This window comes from Sessilibacter sp. MAH1, assembly GCF_054658315.1.
This window is the reverse complement of record NZ_BAAGIC010000014.1, coordinates 98,499-116,672: the sequence shown is the minus strand read 5'-3', so window position 1 is coordinate 116,672 and position 18,174 is coordinate 98,499. Positions and strand designations below refer to the sequence as shown.

At 43.9% G+C, this 18,174-nt stretch carries 14 protein-coding genes; 6 read left to right on the top strand and 8 right to left on the bottom strand.

Annotated elements, in window-relative coordinates:
• Positions 1-15 precede the first annotated feature (15 nt).
• On the top strand, positions 16-642 hold the full coding sequence (locus tag ACYQ28_RS14285) for a 1-acyl-sn-glycerol-3-phosphate acyltransferase (RefSeq protein ID WP_460051021.1): 627 nt from the start codon (positions 16-18) through the stop codon (positions 640-642).
• A gap of 218 nt (positions 643-860) precedes the next feature.
• Here the strand turns inward: ACYQ28_RS14285 and ACYQ28_RS14280 are convergent, their stop codons facing one another.
• The 4 genes from ACYQ28_RS14280 to ACYQ28_RS14265 all read right to left on the bottom strand — a co-directional run bounded on the left by ACYQ28_RS14280 (position 861) and on the right by ACYQ28_RS14265 (position 7,111).
• Complete coding sequence (locus tag ACYQ28_RS14280; protein WP_460051023.1) at positions 861-2,057, bottom strand: hypothetical protein; 1,197 nt, start codon at positions 2,055-2,057, stop codon at positions 861-863.
• Positions 2,050-2,484 carry a hypothetical protein gene (locus ACYQ28_RS14275; protein ID WP_460164721.1) on the bottom strand — a complete coding sequence of 145 codons (435 nt, stop codon included), beginning with the start codon at positions 2,482-2,484 and terminating at the stop codon, positions 2,050-2,052. Before ACYQ28_RS14275 ends, ACYQ28_RS14280 begins: the two co-directional genes overlap by 8 nt.
• Before the next feature lie 142 nt (positions 2,485-2,626).
• Entirely contained in the window at positions 2,627-5,503 is a 2,877-nt protein-coding gene (locus tag ACYQ28_RS14270; RefSeq protein ID WP_460051027.1) for a bifunctional diguanylate cyclase/phosphodiesterase, read from the bottom strand.
• A gap of 1,278 nt (positions 5,504-6,781) precedes the next feature.
• Positions 6,782-7,111, bottom strand: coding sequence for a DUF6482 family protein (locus ACYQ28_RS14265; RefSeq protein WP_460051029.1), 330 nt, complete (start codon positions 7,109-7,111; stop codon positions 6,782-6,784).
• Positions 7,112-7,297: 186 nt separating this feature from the next.
• On the opposite strand from ACYQ28_RS14265, the gene ACYQ28_RS14260 reads away from it, so the two are divergent.
• Complete coding sequence (locus ACYQ28_RS14260; protein WP_460051031.1) at positions 7,298-7,438, top strand: hypothetical protein; 141 nt, start codon at positions 7,298-7,300, stop codon at positions 7,436-7,438.
• Positions 7,439-7,549: 111 nt separating this feature from the next.
• Here ACYQ28_RS14260 and hisA read toward each other — a convergent pair whose 3' ends face one another.
• A complete protein-coding gene (hisA, locus tag ACYQ28_RS14255) occupies positions 7,550-8,311 on the bottom strand; it encodes a phosphoribosylformimino-5-aminoimidazole carboxamide ribotide isomerase (protein WP_460051033.1) in 762 nt (253 codons plus the stop codon).
• Between the two features lie 172 nt (positions 8,312-8,483).
• Between hisA and ACYQ28_RS14250 the strand changes: the two genes are divergently transcribed.
• Positions 8,484-8,894: a TraR/DksA family transcriptional regulator gene (locus tag ACYQ28_RS14250; RefSeq protein ID WP_460051035.1), complete on the top strand. Its 411-nt coding sequence runs from the start codon at positions 8,484-8,486 to the stop codon at positions 8,892-8,894.
• A 148-nt stretch (positions 8,895-9,042) separates the two neighbouring features.
• On the opposite strand, the gene purK is transcribed toward ACYQ28_RS14250, so the two are convergent.
• Both purK and purE read right to left on the bottom strand, forming a co-directional pair.
• On the bottom strand, positions 9,043-10,125 hold the full coding sequence (gene purK / locus ACYQ28_RS14245; protein WP_460051037.1) for a 5-(carboxyamino)imidazole ribonucleotide synthase: 1,083 nt from the start codon (positions 10,123-10,125) through the stop codon (positions 9,043-9,045).
• A 22-nt stretch (positions 10,126-10,147) separates the two neighbouring features.
• On the bottom strand, positions 10,148-10,633 hold the full coding sequence (purE, locus tag ACYQ28_RS14240) for a 5-(carboxyamino)imidazole ribonucleotide mutase (RefSeq protein WP_460051039.1): 486 nt from the start codon (positions 10,631-10,633) through the stop codon (positions 10,148-10,150).
• 414 nt (positions 10,634-11,047) lie between these two features.
• On the opposite strand from purE, the gene pgm reads away from it, so the two are divergent.
• Complete coding sequence (pgm, locus tag ACYQ28_RS14235) at positions 11,048-12,691, top strand: phosphoglucomutase (alpha-D-glucose-1,6-bisphosphate-dependent) (protein WP_460051041.1); 1,644 nt, start codon at positions 11,048-11,050, stop codon at positions 12,689-12,691.
• 408 nt (positions 12,692-13,099) lie between these two features.
• Entirely contained in the window at positions 13,100-14,632 is a 1,533-nt protein-coding gene (locus tag ACYQ28_RS14230) for a sensor domain-containing diguanylate cyclase (protein ID WP_460051043.1), read from the top strand.
• 211 nt (positions 14,633-14,843) lie between these two features.
• On the opposite strand, the gene pepQ is transcribed toward ACYQ28_RS14230, so the two are convergent.
• Entirely contained in the window at positions 14,844-16,202 is a 1,359-nt protein-coding gene (gene pepQ, locus ACYQ28_RS14225; RefSeq protein ID WP_460051045.1) for a Xaa-Pro dipeptidase, read from the bottom strand.
• Positions 16,203-16,640: 438 nt separating this feature from the next.
• Between pepQ and putP the strand changes: the two genes are divergently transcribed.
• Complete coding sequence (gene putP, locus ACYQ28_RS14220) at positions 16,641-18,149, top strand: sodium/proline symporter PutP (RefSeq protein ID WP_460051047.1); 1,509 nt, start codon at positions 16,641-16,643, stop codon at positions 18,147-18,149.
• Positions 18,150-18,174: the final 25 nt, after the last annotated feature.

The window sequence follows — 18,174 nt, the reverse complement described above, 5'->3', positions numbered from 1 at the left end:
ATTGAGTAGTAACGAATGGATTTACAGGCACTTAAACAGAGTGAACCGAAACCCGTTGAGTTAGTAGTAACGCCAGAATATATGCCTAGAGCGGGTAATCATTTTACCCGCTGGCTTGGGGCAAAAGTTTTGGCGTTAATGGGCTGGAAAATCCGCGGTGATATTCCCAATTACAAAAAAATAATCATTGCTGGTGCGCCACATACTTCTAATTGGGACTTTATTGTCGCGATGTTTTTAGTGCTTGGTGTGGGTGTTAAATTTTCATACCTCATGAAAAAAGAGGCGTTTTTCTGGCCTTTCAAAGGCTTATTTATGCGTTTAGGTGGTATTCCTATTGATCGCAAAAAAGGCGCTAAGGTTATTAGCCAAGTAAGTGATTGGTTTAAGAAAAACGAACGCTGCTGGGTTGCAATTACGCCAGAAGGAACACGAGCCAAGGTAGGGCGCTATAAAACCGGTTTTTTACGATTAGCCTACGAGTTAGAAGTACCGCTTTTATTGGTAGCCTGGGATTATCCCAGTAAAACATTTAACTTTATTGGAATCGCCAACTTAAGCGGCGATTTAGATGAAGATTTGATAAGTATTCAGTCGTTGTATAACGAGCATTTTACTGGTCGTAATCCTCATTTTCAGTAAGAAATTAGAATTACCGCTGCGTCTTTCCGCAACTGTAATTGCACTTTATTTCTTGAAAATAATAGCGGATAAAAACCGTTAGCTTGCACCGATAAAATGTCGTGTAGTGATGGGTTAATCTACGGATTTTTGAGTGTCAAAATTCAAAGCGCGATACTGTGATAGCTGTAAATTGCTTAGGGCTTAGTCTGGTTAATTAGGGTGAAATCATGCGCAGCTTAAAAGCGAGCTGAAACTGACATCAAATATAAATTCCAGAATTTTTGAACATCGTGATCTGGATTTTCTAGAAGCGACAACCAGCCAGCGCCTTCAATATTGTGATATTCAGCACTTACCAGCCAAGTATTGTTTATATCCCAGCGAGCACCCACAGCAAAATCTTTAGAAAAGCGTGTGGTTGCTTCAAACCCGGTTACTTCTGCAAACTTCTCGCCTTTAATATCTTTGTCGTCGCGAATTAAATTATCGAAACGCGTAAAAAAGCTGAATTGATTATTCAATCGATATTGCAGTTGCAGATAATAGCTAGAGCCTGTGACTTCATTATTAACAGCCGAACCAAAACCCTTTAAATAGGATTTTCTGCGAATATACTCGGCTGCGTATGTAATTTTTTCGGATTGATATTGCGCCGATAAAATAATGGGACGAAAACTAAATTCACCGTTTGACAGTACTGGATCGCCGCGTTCTTTGTAGGCAATGTCTAACTCGGCGGCTGTAATGCCGAATTTCAGGCGACCGAAATCGTAATCGTAGAGAATTCTTCCAATCCAGCTGGCAGAGCCATCAAAGCGACCCGGACGAGCCTGAGAGAATACGGTTGGTTCTAAATCTGGATCTTCGGCTCTGGGTTCGGAGATAACAAGCTGAGTAGAAAGCTCGTGTTGACCACGGAAAAAATCGTTATAAAAAGAAATTCCGTCAGAAGAGAGCGCGAGATTTCTTAGTGTGTCGAAATACACCGACTGCGGCAAAATAATACTTGGGCGAGTTGCTGCTACATCTCGGGTTTCATTATACAGGCCAGATGCCTGAACAACACGACCAACGCGAAAACCGGCTGAGGTCCAATCATTTTTAAAATACTGATAGTCTAAAAATGCGTAATCGAAGCGTGGGTCGCCGTCATCGGTTTTACCAGCATCGCGAGCAACCAGTTGCGCCGAAAACGACAGAGATTCGTTGATTTTCCAAAGTGCGTTACCACCAACTTCAAAAAACTCAAAACTGCCCGATTCGCTATCACCGAAAAACTGGTTATCGGAGGAGTGAACAAAGTTTTGGGTCGCAAAGCCGTGGAAAGCAATATTGCCAGGCATGAGGCTGCCTTCGTCGGCTAAGGTGATAGCGGATGATGACAGGCACAACAGTGCGATGACCGGTTTTTTGGATTTTTGGATTTTAGTCATTATTGACCACCAAAACTTTGACTTCATCCGTTAGGTATTCGTGTTGAATATAGCCAATTGCGTTTGTGGTATTAGCTATGGCGTCTATCATCTCTTGTTCAGTGTTAAGGCGAGTTGGATATTGTCCGATACCGGAGAAAACTCGGCGGTCCCAAATTCTGCGTAGATTATAAGGAAACGTATTTAAAATTTGTTTGGTGAAGCGCACATGTGTGGGATTATTATCGGAGAAAACAAACACTTTTATGGTTTCACCGCTTGGCCACACACGTTGCCGCATCGCGAAAATCGAACGCACATCCACCGTCGATAAACTTTCAGTATCGACATCTTTATTCGCAATGATGGTAATTCTATTAGGGTGAAGGTCGCCGTCATCAGCTGCGTTTTCTTCGTCTAAGCTTTGAGCTAAGCTTAAATTAGCCATAGCCGAAAGCATAAATCCTAATAGAAAGGTTCGAAAAATAAGTTTTTTCACATTCAACCTAAACACATTGCCTGCATACAACGTGTGAGCAATTTTGAATAACAATGAATAAAAATAAAACATGTCTTCGCGGCCATTAATTTTATTGTTTGAGGGGCTCTGCGAAAGATTCCAGCGTAACGTCTAGCGGTTGTGGTTTACCAATTTGGTAACCCTGAGCGTAATTTACACCCATGGCTGAAAGTAGTGCTAACGAGTATTGGTCTTCAACAAATTCTGCAATGGTTTTTTTGCCGAGGCCTTGGGCAACATCATTAATGGCTTTTACAAACAATCGGTCTTCCATATTGCTCGAAAGTTTGCGAACAAATGAACCATCAATTTTTACGTAATCTACAGGCAGTTGGCGCAGGTAATACCAAGACGAGAAACCAACGCCGAAGTCGTCAATGGCAAAACGATAGCCAAGTTTTTTGAAGCGCTCGATTTCTTGGGCTGCGGCATCAACATCTTCAAGTGCCGAGGTTTCGGTAAGTTCAAATAATAATTTAGAACGCTCAAGAGGCGAGCTTTTTACGCACTGCTCGACAAGGTTGATAAATTGTTTATTGCTCAGTGCGCGGGCTGATAAGTTGACCGAAAGACTGATATCGGGATCGTATTGATGAAAAGCTCTTAACGCCTTCACTGCCAGTCGCACAATATGCACGTCAATTTCGTAAATTAATCCGGTTTGCTCGGCGACGGGAATAAAGGTTATTGGCGGGATAATCTTGCCCGAGTCGTCGATCATTCTCACTAAAGATTCGTAATGGGAAATATAGCCGCTGCGAATATCTAAAATAGGTTGGAAATACAAGACAAAGCGATCATTTTCTAGCGCGTGTTCGATTTGTTGTTTCCAGTTAATGCGATGATAAAGCTCTTCTTTATCTTGGGTTTGGCTGGAGTAGAGTTCCCAGTTACTGCGCGCATTTGAAGTTGCTTTTGCACGATACATGGCGAGGTCGGCGTTGGCCATTAATTCATCGGCGGCTTTGCCGTGGTCTGGGAATACCGCAATGCCCATACTTAAGCTGATGCGATGTGTGGAACCGTTGTTGGAAATTTTGGTGTGCTTAATGGCATCGCAAAAATCTTCAGCAAATTTAATGGCGCAAGGACTGCCGCACTCTTCCAATAAAATCGCAAACTCATCGCCGCCAAGACGAGCAATAATGTCTCGGGGGTTGGCGCTGCTTTTGAGTTTTTTGGCGATTTCGCGTAACAACTGATCACCCATTGGGTGACCGCTGGTATCGTTTACGGCTTTAAATTGATCGATATCGAAAAATATTAATGCGCCCGCTTTGTTGTTGCGATTGGCGTATTTAAGAACACGTTCGAATTCTTTTTGGAAACGTCTGCGGTTGAACAGTTCGGTAAGAGGGTCGTGGTCGGCGAGCCAAGCGAGGTTTTTCTCTGCAATTTTTCGAGCAGTTAAATCCAAACCAACCGAGAGAATTAAATCGCCTTCAGAAAGTGATTTGGGCAACACGCTGTGGAACCACTCCATATGCAACGGATTACCGTGCATATCAACAAAATCTAGCTCATGTCGGAATTCGGTTAGGGTGCCGTTATTAAGCTTTTCTAAGCCATCAAAGAATTTAACCTTATCTTCGTCTTCCAATTGATTGACGAATTTAAAGTCTTTTTCACTCTCTTCGTCGAAATCGATAATGCGTTTGCCTTCGGAGTTTAATAGCTTTATGTTGCTGTTGTAGTCTTGGGTCAAGATAACAATATGAACGTTGTTCAGAAGGCTGGTAACAAAGTTCTTTTCTTGCAGTAATTCTTGGCTGCGATTTTTCAGTCGGGACGTTCTCGACTCAACCATCTTGTCGAGTTCTTCAAGAGTGTGAGAAAGAGAGATCGTGGAGTCGTACAGTTCGTGAATTTCGTTACGAATTACAGCCTTGCCAATGCTAGGCGTTAGCAGCTTGTTGATTTTACGGTGGGTATTGTTGGCCAATAAAGGCAACACCTGGGAAACTTTTTGCAGGCGTAGCATCGGCAACCAAAGCATTGCCAGCAGTACGGCCTCGGTTAAAATCAGGGCGATGGCCGAAGCGATAACTAAATACCGTAGCGTCGTATCTAGTCGATTCATTTCGGTAGTGACATTGTCAATCACCACCAGCTGGGCAATATTTTCATCGAGTGATGCCGTTAACGGAATAAAACTCACTTCGTAAAATTGCCAATTCCACTGACGAATATTGCGCTGATCTTTAACCTCGGCGAATTTTCTTTCTTTAGAGAGTTCTTTTAACACTTCGTAGGTCGTTGGCGCACCGGTTAAGGCGGCAAGATCGTATCGCCAGCTGATTAGCTGATGATCGGCACTTTCTGTTTGACGTTGATGGTCAACTAAAATGCCAATGTCTGCGTCGGTAATGGTTTGGAAGTACAACACCGCGTCGGCAAGTGAGCTCGATAAAATCATCAAACCAATAGAGCCGCGTTCTAAAATCACCGGAACAATGGCAACTTGAGTGCAAATGGTTGGGCACCATACTTGGCTGACGGTTGCCTCTGTTGAACGAGCCGTTTCTAACCAATCTACCGGAAAGGTTTCTAGGCCAATTTCTTGGCCCCAATGGCCACTCACATTATTGCTTGGACTTAAAATGGTAATAGAGTCAACGCCCCAGTCGAAATTGAGCTGGTCCCAGTGGGTGGCGATGGTTTGAATTAAGGCTTGGGAGCGAGTGGTGTCTTTAATAAGGATGGCTTGGCCTTGCATATGGCCGGCCAGGCGCTGCAATTGCAGCTTGATGGTATCGAGTGATGCTGAGACCGCTTTTTGACGGTCGAAGAAAACCCTTTCGCGTTCGCTTTCGAACGTTTGTTCGAGGTTGGAACGGCCATTAATTGTGAGCAGGCCAAAACTGAAGATGAGTACTAGGCTCACGCTAATAACGGCTTGCCATTTTAAGCTTAGAAAGCTCTTGGCTGGGCTGATTGAGTCGGTCACGGGCTTCGATTCTGCAGGTTAGCGCATCACTTGCGCAGCGATTATATCCATTTAGCGATCGAGGATGGTTATTAAATAATAAAAAATTTGATTTAGCGACCTTTAGTTATAAAAAAAGCCACTTATCCATATTTTCTACTTAGATATAAGATCGAGCTCTCAGAAACATTACAAAAAATATGGGTATATCTTTGATGTTTCATGATTTTGCCTAGTGAAGACGAGCCCTGTCTATAATTCCTCGATACCTGCTATTTCCTTGGTTTTGCGGTTAGACGCCACTTTGCTGGCTTTACTAACCTTATGTATCTCTCGGTCGAGAGATCTTTAAGTCGTCTGTCAGTAGCTTAATGCTGCTCAGAGACTTTGGGATGTTATTACGTCTATATATTAACAGCCCAGTGTTAACCTTTTACAGAGGATGACTTCCATTTATTTCGGCGGTTTGTGCGTAATCAAAACAGTGTATCTATGCTTCGGCTGGTAAGCGCTTTAATACACTTCATTAGGTGAATATTTTGTACGAAAAATGATTACTCTAGACTTATCTGTATTAGTTTTGCCTGATTTAAAAAACGCAAAACCTATTTATTAGCTGCCAATATAAGATTTTTAATTGTTACGCTTTAATATCATTCACGCCAAAACTGGCGGTCAGATATTCACGTTTTTATAAGTTTTTATCATGGATTTCTAAATTTAACGCTAATAAATCGAGGTTTAAAAACTACAACAAAAAATTTGTAGTGTCGCCTAGTAGAAATAGCTATAAACAAGATCAAGAATTGGCTTGCTAATCGAAATTTGAGTTGGTTTTACGCACTAAAGTCGGATCTTGAATCTTCTTTCGTATTTTATCGAGAAAAACAGATTTACCTACAGCTTGTGCAAACAAATAAAAATAAAGGCGCTAAAATCATTAACCGAATAATTTAAATCGTTATTTGGATAAATTGCCGAAAGACAACAGAAAGACAACAGAAAGACATTGATGGAAAGACATCAATAGACAATGAATGAGTTGCTGTTAAGCAAAACCTTAATTAGAGGTCGGTAAGTTTTCGGTCTGGCTTACAGAAAAAACCTTGTGATTTATCTGCAATTTAAGCAGCGGCGAAAATCGGAAAGGCGATTTTCGATTTCTTCACAATTTCAATGACTTACCGTTCTAGAAACCGGCGGAAAATCCTTGTATGGCTGGCAACTCTGGGTTAACCAGAGTTGATGATTTTAGCGTTGTGAATAACGGCCGGTGAGTCGTTGTGTTTTGCTGCACTTTTACCACTCTTGTAGCTCGTCGTAATGCGCTTTGTTCCAGTGTAGAGAAATTTGCATAGGTTCTACGGCGACTTCTTCTAAACCAATCATTTCACCGTAGGTTGCGGTCTGTACCAAAAAAGCGTTATCGAGATTTTGTTGGTATTGTTTAAACAATTGTCGGGCTGATTCCGTGTTGTAAAATCGAGCGGTTCGACCGTTGTTATCGGACAGTGAGAAGAACTCTTCACCCACCAGTACTTCAATCGTATAAAGAAAGTTTCCATGACTGTGAACAATAATTTTATCGACACTTTTTGTGGCTAAATCACGGATTGAAAATCGTCTCACAACAAATATCTCCACCGACAAACATAATTTAAACCGCAGAGTTGCTCGATGCTAAAAAAGCGGGAGTCTGCAATCTAGTCAATAATTGATGAGCCTTTTCAGCAAGAACTGCTTGACGCGGTTCTTTATTAGGCTGTTCATGCATGCTCTAAAGTCATTGAGTTTTTACGGCAGGCATGATTTCTTATGTTACTCGGTAGCCAGTACGTAGGTAACGAGATTTCGGATGTAAGAATATTGTCGGAAACTCCAGCTAACCCAGAGCTTCCGGCAATAAAAGAATGTGTTGCCGATTTCATGAATGGTAAGTGCGAGAAAGGTAAGTGACTGCAATCGTGAAGAGTTTGTAAATCGCATTGCTGGCTTATGTTCTCTGATTAAATCACAGACGTATTAATCTAGGTCTGTTGGTGTATCACCGTTTGGTAATACACAACGCTATTGGTGTTGTAGATTCCAAGCCACGCAATCTAAAAATTTCGCACCGTTGCCGCCAAAAATATCCAGCGCGCTGCCAATGGTAAGATCGACTCGACCTTGAGACAGAGTAGAGACCTGTTCCAGATCTTCGATACTGCGTGCGCCTCCGGCATAGGTTACCGGGATAGGGCAGTGTTCACCTAAAAAGGCTACTAATTCTTGGTCAATGCCTTGTTGTAGGCCTTCCACATCCGCGGCGTGTATCAAGAACTCACTGCAATACTGCGATAACGTTTTTAGGCTATCTGCGGTAATTAATGTACTGGTGACGGTTTGCCAGCGATTGGTGGCGATGGCCCAGCCTTCAGAAACACGTCGGCAACTTAAATCCAATACCAACTGTTCAGCGCCGACCAACGTATTGAGTTTTTCTACGCGTTCCCAGCTCAGTTGGTCATTCTCAAACAAATAAGAAGTAACGATAACCTTGCTGGCACCAGCGCTGAGGTAATCTTCAGCGTTTTGAAGATTGATGCCGCCGCCGTATTGCAAACCTTTTTGCCAGGTCGATAAGGCAAGCTTCGCTTGTTCTTCGTTGCCTGGCCCAAGGCCAATAACGTGCCCACCCAATAGGTTGTGATCTTTATAAAGATTGGCGTAATAGGCTGCGTCGTATTCACTGACAAAATTCGTGGTCGCGCCTTCATCGTTCAAAGTGCCACCAACGATTTGTTTTACTTGTCCTTGGTGGAGATCGATGCAAGGGCGAAACTGGGTCATGATTTAATCTCAATACGTAAACGCTAAAAAGGCGAATCTTATCAAAAATGGCATTTAAATCAGCAAAATTGCCGATATTTTGCGGCTTATTGTCATAGAACTGCCAAAACTTCGCTATATGCTTGCCGCCGATATTGATCGTTGTGATTGCTTTTGTTGACGGGAGAATTTGATGATTTCCGAGCGGCAGTTACTGGCTATGCCAGAAGAAGAGTACATGAACGAGGAGCAGTTAGCATTCTTTAGGAATTTGCTGCTGCAAAACAAAGCTGAAATAGAAGAGCAACTGGAAGGCATACGCACTCAGATTATTGGGCAAGAGCGCGAAGCCGACGAGTTGGATCGTGCATTAACCGAAGAAGAAAACCGGCAGCGCCTGCGCATGGCGGATCGGCAAACTAAGTTGATGCACAAGGTTGTTAAAACCTTGAAAAAGATCGAAGAGGGCGAGTACGGATACTGCAAAATCAGCGGTGAACCCATCGGTTTACGCCGCTTGCTGTTGCGACCGACGGCAGACTTGTGTGCCGAAGAAAAAGCGCGTCAAGAAAGCCGGGAAACACACTATATAAAACTTCGCTAGTGAGTGTTTACACTCATTAGTTAGATTGATTTATAGAGTGTTAGCTCAGAATCACTGGTGCTTTAATCGCTTTTTCTAGCGCTGATAAAAATTGGGGTAGCGTCGATCAAGAGTTCATTCGAGCTTACTTGATCGACTTATCTTGTCATCAGATATTCTTGAGCACCCAGTCCAGACAAGGCGCATAATTCTCAGGAAGTAAGCCACGCAGCTCTTCTAAACTGGCGCGCAGTAGACTCTTGTCGCCGCTGCAAATATTGATGTGGCCGAGCTTTCTGCCGGGGCGATGAGATTTGCCATACCAATAAACTTCAGCTCCTTTAACACCCAACCAGCGCTCATCCCATTCGGTTCCAATCAAATTCACCATTACGCTAGGCGCTTTTATGGTCGCTGCCGTTAATGGTAGATCGGCAACTGCTCGAACATGATACTCAAACTGAGAAATACTGGCGCCCGCTTGGGTCCAGTGTCCGGTGTTGTGAACGCGTGGCGCTAGCTCGTTGACCATTAAAGTATCGCCAAGACGGAACAACTCGATTGCCAAAACCCCGACGTAATCGAGATGATCAAGTAGCGTTTTTAGCATGGTTTCGGCTGCGGCTTGTAGGTGTGACAGGCATTCAGTAGGCGACACAGTGGCCATCAAAATACCATCGGTATTTAGATTTAGCGTGAGCGGATAGAAAAAACAGTCACCGTTTTTACCACGAACACCAATGATCGATACTTCTTCGTCAAAATCGATCGCGGCTTCGGCGATGGCTTGCTCGTGCCAGTCTGCGGGAATTTTCGAAGCTTCTGCTTGTTTCAACCAATGTTGTCCGCGTCCGTCGTATCCGCCGGTGCGTCTTTTCAGCAAAACGCGCGGGCCAAGTTGCTCATGCAGTGTTGCTTCGATCGTCGAGACTTCCACTTTTTGCCAAGGTGCTGTGCTGATTTTTAATTCGTCGAGCAGGCTTTTTTGGGAGGCGCGATCGGCCAAGGTTGAGAAGGTATTCTTATTTAAAAAATGCGGATGCTCGCTGAGTGCCTGAGTAACTGGAGTGTCCGGCCATTGTTCCCGCTCGGCAGTAACTCGATCTAGAGGCTGAAGGTTTGGCAGCTCGGTAGCGTTAATGTCGATGGGTTCGACCGTTAAATTTAACGGCATAGCGGCATGTTTTAGCATGGCGCCAAGCTGACCATCGCCTAAGACCCATATTTTTTGTGGTTTTACGTCATTTGTCATGGCGTTAATTGCTCTAAATTACTCAGGAACGAGGGTCTGGGTTATCGAGGATTTGTTGAGTTTGTTTGGCTCGGAAATCTTCAATGGCTTTGGCAAGTGCAGGATCGTGGTTGGCGAGAATTTGCGCTGCGAAAAGTCCGGCATTGAACGCTCCAGCAGTACCAATGGCGAGAGTGCCCACGGCAATACCTTTTGGCATTTGTACGATCGATAGCAAACTGTCTTGGCCACTTAACGCTTTGCTTTGTACGGGAACACCCAATACTGGCAAGCGAGTTTTTGCGGCAATCATACCCGGGAGATGCGCAGCACCACCGGCGCCCGCGATAATTACTTCAATTCCTTTGTCGGCGGCAGATTCTGCAAATTGGAACATCTTATCGGGAGTTCTGTGTGCAGAAACCACTTCCACATGATGACCTACGCCAAGTTCGGTCAGTATTTCGCTGGCAGCTTGCATCGTTGGCCAGTCACTGCTTGAGCCCATTACAATTGCGACCTTTTCCATGGGTGTTCCTCGACAAAGTAGATTGACGTTAACTTCCGACTCTCGGCCTATTACTAATTAGCCTATTACCAATTAATTAAATAGATACTCGATGTCGTCTGTAATAGTGAGGCCAAAATTTACGACCTAAAAAATGAGGGGGCGGATTATATAGATACAGTAAAGCAAACTAAACCATGACCGTTTACTTTCTGTACGTATTTGGAAAAGAAAGATGGTTATAGATCTAAAAGTAGCGTGCTTTTTGGTTGTATTTTGAGCTGTTTTGTTTGTTTTACTCGAACAATTTGTTGCAATAAATATCTCCAGTTCGTCACTATAAAAGAGGTAATTATGATAGGCTGGCTAAAATTTTGGCTTAGGCTCAATTTGGCTTAGTCCCAATCTAGGATTAACACTTCGCGGAAGGATACCATGGCATTACATCCTCTAGCGGGCAAACCCGCACCCAGTGACTCTCTTTGTAACATCCCTCATTTAGTTTCTTGTTATTACCGCAGCCAGCCCGATATCGAAAATAATCCCGCTCAGGCGGTGAGTTTCGGTACTTCTGGTCATCGCGGCAGTGCTCTTAAAACCACATTTAACGAACATCACATTCTCGCTATTACCCAAGCTATTGCTGAATATCGTAAAGCGCAAGGTATTGATGGCCCAATCTACGTGGGTAAAGACACGCACGCCTTGTCCGAGCCGGCATTTATATCGGTTATAGAAGTTCTATGTGCCAACGGTATAACCGCACGAGTTCAATCCGGCGGTGGTTACACGCCAACGCCTGTGATTTCCCACGCGATTTTGACGCACAACGATACTCACACCAGCAAAGCCGATGGCATTGTTATCACACCTTCTCACAATCCGCCCGAAGACGGTGGCATCAAATACAACCCACCGATGGGTGGCCCTGCGGATACCGACATCACCAATTGGGTTGCCAAGCGCGCTAACGAGTTGCTCAAAGCCAATTTGGCGGGCGTGGCGCGTATAACGGTTGCGGAGGCTCAAGGGCAGGGGTTTGTTGAAGAGTTCGACTACATTGAGCACTATGTTAGTCAGCTTGATCAAGTGATCGACATGAAGGCCATTGCTGATGCCAACATAAAAATTGGTGTTGATCCAATGGGTGGCTCTGGCATTGCTTTCTGGCAGCCAATGGCTGAACGTTACGGATTAAACATCACCTTGGTCAATACCAAAGTTGATCCAAGTTTCAGTTTTATGCCGCTCGACAAAGACGGCAAAATCCGTATGGATTGCTCATCTCCGTGTGCCATGGCGAATCTATTGGCGTTGCAAGACGATTTTGATATCGCCGTTGGTAACGATCCAGATTATGACCGTCATGGCATTGTGTGTAAGGGTTTTGGATTAATGAACCCCAACGCCTATTTAGCCGTTGCCATCGAATATTTAATGAATCATCGCCCTAATTGGTCGCCTGAGTTGGGGTTTGGCAAAACCCTAGTATCTAGCGCCATTATCGATCGAGTGGTGAACGGTCAGCAGCGTCAACTTTGTGAAGTTCCGGTTGGCTTTAAATGGTACGTAGATGGTTTATTTAACGGTCAATTGGCTTTTGGTGGCGAAGAAAGCGCGGGCGCATCTTTCTTAAGAAAAGACGGAAAGGTTTGGAGTACCGATAAAGACGGAATTATTTTGGCGTTATTAGCCGCTGAGATACTAGCTGTTACCGGTAAAGATCCCGCTCAACATTACCAAGCACTGACGGAAAAATTTGGTCAGCCTATCTACCGCCGCATTGACGTACCTGCCACTAAAGAGCAAAAGCAGCGGCTCAGTTCGCTCTCGGAAAACGACGTAAAGTCCAATCGTTTAGCCGGAGATACCATTACGCGAGTACTGACTAAAGCTCCGGGTAACAATGCAGACATCGGTGGCTTGAAGGTCGAAACCGAAAATGGTTGGTTTGCAGCCAGACCTTCTGGAACCGAAGACATCTACAAAATCTATCTTGAGAGCTTTGTCAGTGAAGAACATCTTACTGAATTAGAAAAAGACGCTCAGGCTTTGGTTGCTCAAGCGTTTTCGAGCTAATTACCCGTCTTAATAACCCTATCTTTCGCGCTTCTATGGAGGCGCGTTATTTTAATAATCGATATAAGTTTGTTTGTTTTCTGGCATTACTCAATTTTTTTATAACAACTACCAAGTGATATCAGGTTCTATAAGAAACATTTTGTATCTACTACACAAGCTTGTTATAAGTACGTCTGTAATACTATTGGCATTAGATTATACAAAAATACTGAAAGTACTAACATTTTTGTGCCGCATGGGCTTTAATTAAAGTTCAATCACGCATTAGTAATCAGTGCGGGGTTTAAATACTTCATCGTTAAGCCTGATGAAGTTGATTGAACCTTTATTATTACGTTCATCTTTTGTTGCATGTTCATAGTTTCTAATTGTCTCAGGTAGTTCTTCAGGTTTCGCGCTCTCAAGATGGATTCGTACGTTGTTCGAAAAGTTGGAATCAGTGCTAATTTATTTTGGCTACTGTATTCTACCGCCTTGGTCATTTTGGCCGTTGCCAGCTCGCACGCCCTCGAACACGATACCTACGAAATTACCGTCATCTGGCCCGCCGGCGCCTTCTCAATGTGGTTGTTTATCCGCTATGGCCGCTTAGCAGTTTTTCCGGTTATTCTTGGGCAAGAGCTTTATCACATCATTGCCGGTTTGCCCTACGAACCTCTTTTCACCTGGATGACCCTCAATAATACCGCCGCTGCATGGCTGGGGGCGTTAGCCTATTTCTATCTTGGTGGCCGTTACCACAACGTCAGCAGTTTGCGATCAATATTGAGCTTAACCTTGGTTGCAACACCCGTTCAGAGCCTATTTTCAGCGCTGGTTGGTTGTGTGGCTTTGGCCACGGTTCGCTCTTTAGATTTATCTGAGTTGCAAGTGATCTTTGGTCGCTGGTTATTTTCCGATATCACTGGCAACGTCTTGTTCTGCCCGCTATTATTGGCGGTGTCGCAATCTAAAATTGCGGATTACACCGCCACTAAAGAGCGAGTACTGCCAGTAATCGTCGCGATTATTACGCTAGTATTTATGTGGTTTTTAATTCGCTCTGAATTATTTCAGTCTTTAGGCCAATACCCAGCAATTCTGCTGTCTTTACCGATTTGTCTTTGGTTAGGAATGCGCCGTAATACCGCTTTGGCAACCATTTGTCTGGTAATCGTTCTGACCGGATGCCTAGCCATGACGACATTGCTGGTGGTGGATTTTAACGACGGTGTTTTTGTTGCCTTGCAAATTTACGCAGCGATAATTATGGGCTCGTGCATGGTATTGCACTCCATGCGGTTGAGTCGTGACCAAGCCATCGCCGACTTGGATATGCAAAAACAGCACTTAGAGTTTGCCGTAGCGCGACGAACCGAAGAGCTGCAAAAGCAAGTCGAAGCCACCGAAGCATTAGCGGCAAAGTTAGAGCACCAAGCTTTATCGGATTACCTCACCGATTTACCCAACCGCCGTTGTTTCACCCAGCAAGTTAATAAAGAGTTACAACGCAGCGAACGCAGTGGCCAATCTTTAGCGATTTTATTGGTAGATATCGATCACTTTAAGCGCGTTAACGACGAGCACGGTCATTTAATTGGGGATGAAGTTTTAAAAGCGCTAGCCATTCAATTTGAAGAATTAGTACGTCAAGGTACCGATATGGTGGGTCGCCTTGGTGGTGAAGAATTTGGATTTTTACTTCCCGATACCGATCGTGCTGGCGCTTTGCGCACGGCCGAGCGTATTCGTCGCTCCGTCGAAGAAACCCCCATTAATGCTAATGGTATTCAGTTATCTATGACGGTAAGTGTTGGCGTTGCTATTTCAATTCGTCGCAGAACCATTGAGCAGCTGTTGAACGAGGCAGACCGCGCCATGTATCGCGCTAAATACAACGGCCGTAACCGAGTGGAATACGGTTACAATCTCGAATCCGTAGAAGAGTCTTCGCGATAAAGATCTATTGGAACCCCTGATTAACTCATCCATGATTTAATCAGAGAAAAGCATGACAATACAATTTCCAATTTCTTCACAATTTCAATGACTTACCCTTCCTGAAATTGATTAAACAAACTCTTCACCAACCGATTATCACCACCTCAGAGTACAGTCGTTACTCTACCTTCTGATTGCCTGAGTTGCTTGGGCTCCAATCCAATTCACATTAAATGTTTGCAAACGCAACGCGAGTCAGGTTCTGTGAACCGGTCTCGGTGACGGCGATATTGTCCTCAATGCGAATACCACCGTAGGGCAGCAGCTCATCCAGTAGTGACCAATTTACAAGTTTGGCGTTTGAGGTTGCTTTTACTTGCTCAAGCAGCATAGGAATAAAATAGATTCCGGGTTCTATGGTAAAAACCTGACCGGCCGCAATGGGTCGAGTTAACCGTAAAAAAGGATGCTCTTTTGGTGGTGGATTGGTTTCACCCTGATCGTTAGCTAGCCAGCCGCCTTTATCGTGAACCTGTAAGCCCAAAAAGTGGCCGAGACCGTGCGGAAAAAACGTAGAAGTAATATTGGTCGCCCAAGCTGCATCAACAGAAGCGTTTACCAAGCCTACATCCACTAAAATTTGCGCGATTTTTTGATGCGCACGCAGATGCAAATCACGATAGTTAACACCGGGTTTTATGTCATCAATGAGTGTTTTTTGCGCTTGATCTAAACTCGACAACATTCCCCGAAAACAATCGCGAGCCGCAGAACTTTGCACAGAAGGATATAGGTAGGTTCGGCTGATGTCGCTGTTGTAGCCCAAATAACAGGCGCCAGCATCAATCAGCATCGACAGCGGCTTTTGCGGAGCGGTTCTAGACCGATGGGTGTAGTGCAAAATCGCAGCATTTTCGTTGAGCGCGATGATGTTATCGTAAGGAAGCTCGTGGGCTTCAACAGCAATTGATTGCAGATAATCGAGATGAATTTGAAACTCGCTCTTACCTTGCTCAAATGAACGCAACGCTTGAGTATGTGCAACAGCACCCAGATCGCTTGCTTCTTTTATACAGGCAATTTCGTATTCGGTTTTAATCGCACAATGAAAATCAATGTAGTTTAAAACCGTACTTGGGTTTAATGAAAATAGCTCAAGTTGATTTAGCTGTTCAAAGACGTCGGGTGTTTTTTCAGAAATTACCGCAGTTTTTCCGGTTAAACTATTCAGCGATTGAATGACCTTTTGAGCTTCGTCGTACACTTCAATATCGAAAGCATCCTTCAGCACCGAATCATTGAATTCTGCCTGTTTATGCCAGAAATCGCGAGATTGGCGAACCAGTAACTTTGGGCGGCCATCGGCAAGAATTAACCAGCAATCGGTGAATGCTTGCAACGGAGCAAAACGTGCTAGGTAAGGATTGATACGAAAAGGATAACTGGTATCGTCTCTGAACCGATAGCTCAAGCCGCCACCGTAAATCACCAAATTATCAAACTCACCAGAACTCAAAGCAGACTCTGCCATAGCCACTTGTGCGTTTACATGTGAAAGATAAAAATCCTTAAGTGAATCTGGAATCACAGATTTCTCCTTGAAAAAAGCGTAATCACCGGCGCTGTGAAATAATTTGTTTCGTAAACATCCAATTTTGTCCGTCATAATACGGTAAACTGAGCATCGTATTTAACGAATGAAGTAATCGATCCTGTAAAGCATCTGTTACTTAAAGGAAGCTTTGAATAATTCAAAATTTCATCAGTGACAACTGCATAATATTCTGAAGCCGGTATTTAAGCGTAATTAAATATCCGTTTGTAGAAAGTTGTTCAAAATGTTTGGGTACTTTTGAGTACCCCATTTTTTAATTTAATCAGAGTTTCCATCATAAAAATACAGCATTGTTCTAAATACAAAAAATAAAATAATTGATAAAAGCTTCGAGAGAATCAACGTCGTTTTAAATGCCCAATTAACGTGTGTCTTACCAGAGACAGATTTGCCAATGGAAACATCGAAACCGTGATTACAAATACGCTCAATACCTCAGATCAAATCAGTTTAATTATTACGTTTATTGTCTACCTAGTAGGTATGCTGTTAATTGGCTACTGGGCTTGGACAAAAACCGACAGCTCTGCCGATTATTTTTTAGGAGGTCGATCGCTATCACCTTGGCCTGCGGCACTGAGTGCCGGTGCATCCGATATGAGCGGTTGGTTGCTTTTAGGCCTACCCGGCTACGCCTATCTCTCGGGTTTAGAAGCATCTTGGATCGCCATTGGCCTTATCGTTGGTTCGTGGTTGAACTGGCGAATTCTTGCAAAACGTTTAAGAGTTTATTCAGAGCGTCTGGGCGATGCGATTACGCTGCCAGAATATTTTAGTAACCGCTTTCACGATACCAGTCGTTTGTTACAGTGGGTTTCGGCAATCTTTATTTTATTATTTTTCTTATTTTATACCAGTTCGGGCTTGGTCGCCGGTGGCAAATTATTTTCCACGGTTTTTGGTTTTAGTTATGAATGGGCGGTGATAATCGGTTGTTTGTGCATTGTTGGTTACACATTATTTGGCGGATTTCTTGCCGTCGCCTGGACCGATCTTGTCCAAGGATTATTAATGGCAGCGGCCTTAGCAGTAGTTCCCATTATTGTATGGACCGATTTACCCGCAGGAAATATTTCCGACCACGTACATGCCATTAATCCCGAACTGCTCAATCCCTTTACCGATAATAAGGGAACACCTCTGACGTTTATTGCAATTGCATCACTACTTGCTTGGGGTTTAGGCTATTTTGGACAACCACATATATTAACGCGATTTGCGGCGGTAAGAACCGCAGCCGATATAAAACCCGCACGTAGAATTGCAATTGGCTGGACTTTTATCGCCTTGTTGTGCGCGCTATCGGTGGGTTTAGTGGGTCTTGTTTTCACCACCGAACAAGGCACTTCATTAGAAGACAGCGAGACTATTTTTATGGTTTTGGTCTCTGCGGTTTTTCATCCGGTTGTCGCTGGTATTTTACTGGCGGCCATTTTAGCTGCAATTATGAGTACCGCTGATTCACAACTGCTAGTTTCATCTTCGGCGTTTGCTAACGATCTTTACAAAGCACTCTGGCGTCGATCTGCGAGCCCTACCGAAGTACTTTGGGTCAGTCGTATTTCGGTACTGGCTATTTCGGTGATTGCAACGTCTCTTGCATTAGTTCCGGGTAGTTCTGTACTTGGCTTGGTTTCCTATGCTTGGGCGGGATTTGGTGCGGCGTTTGGCCCGGCTTTATTAATTAGCCTGTACTGGAAAGAAATGAGTAAATACGGCGCGCTGGCTGGTATTGTTGTAGGCGGTGTGGTTGTTGTTCTCTGGAAACAGGTCAGTGGTGGAATTTTTGATTTGTACGAAATCGTACCAGGCTTTGTGCTTTCATCATTAGCAATTGTGGTTGTTTCTAAAATGACTCCGCCGCATCCAGATGTTGCCGATCATCATCAAGAAATTCATCAAACCATCGAAAAAGGCTAGATAACATCTCTGCAATCCACCGATT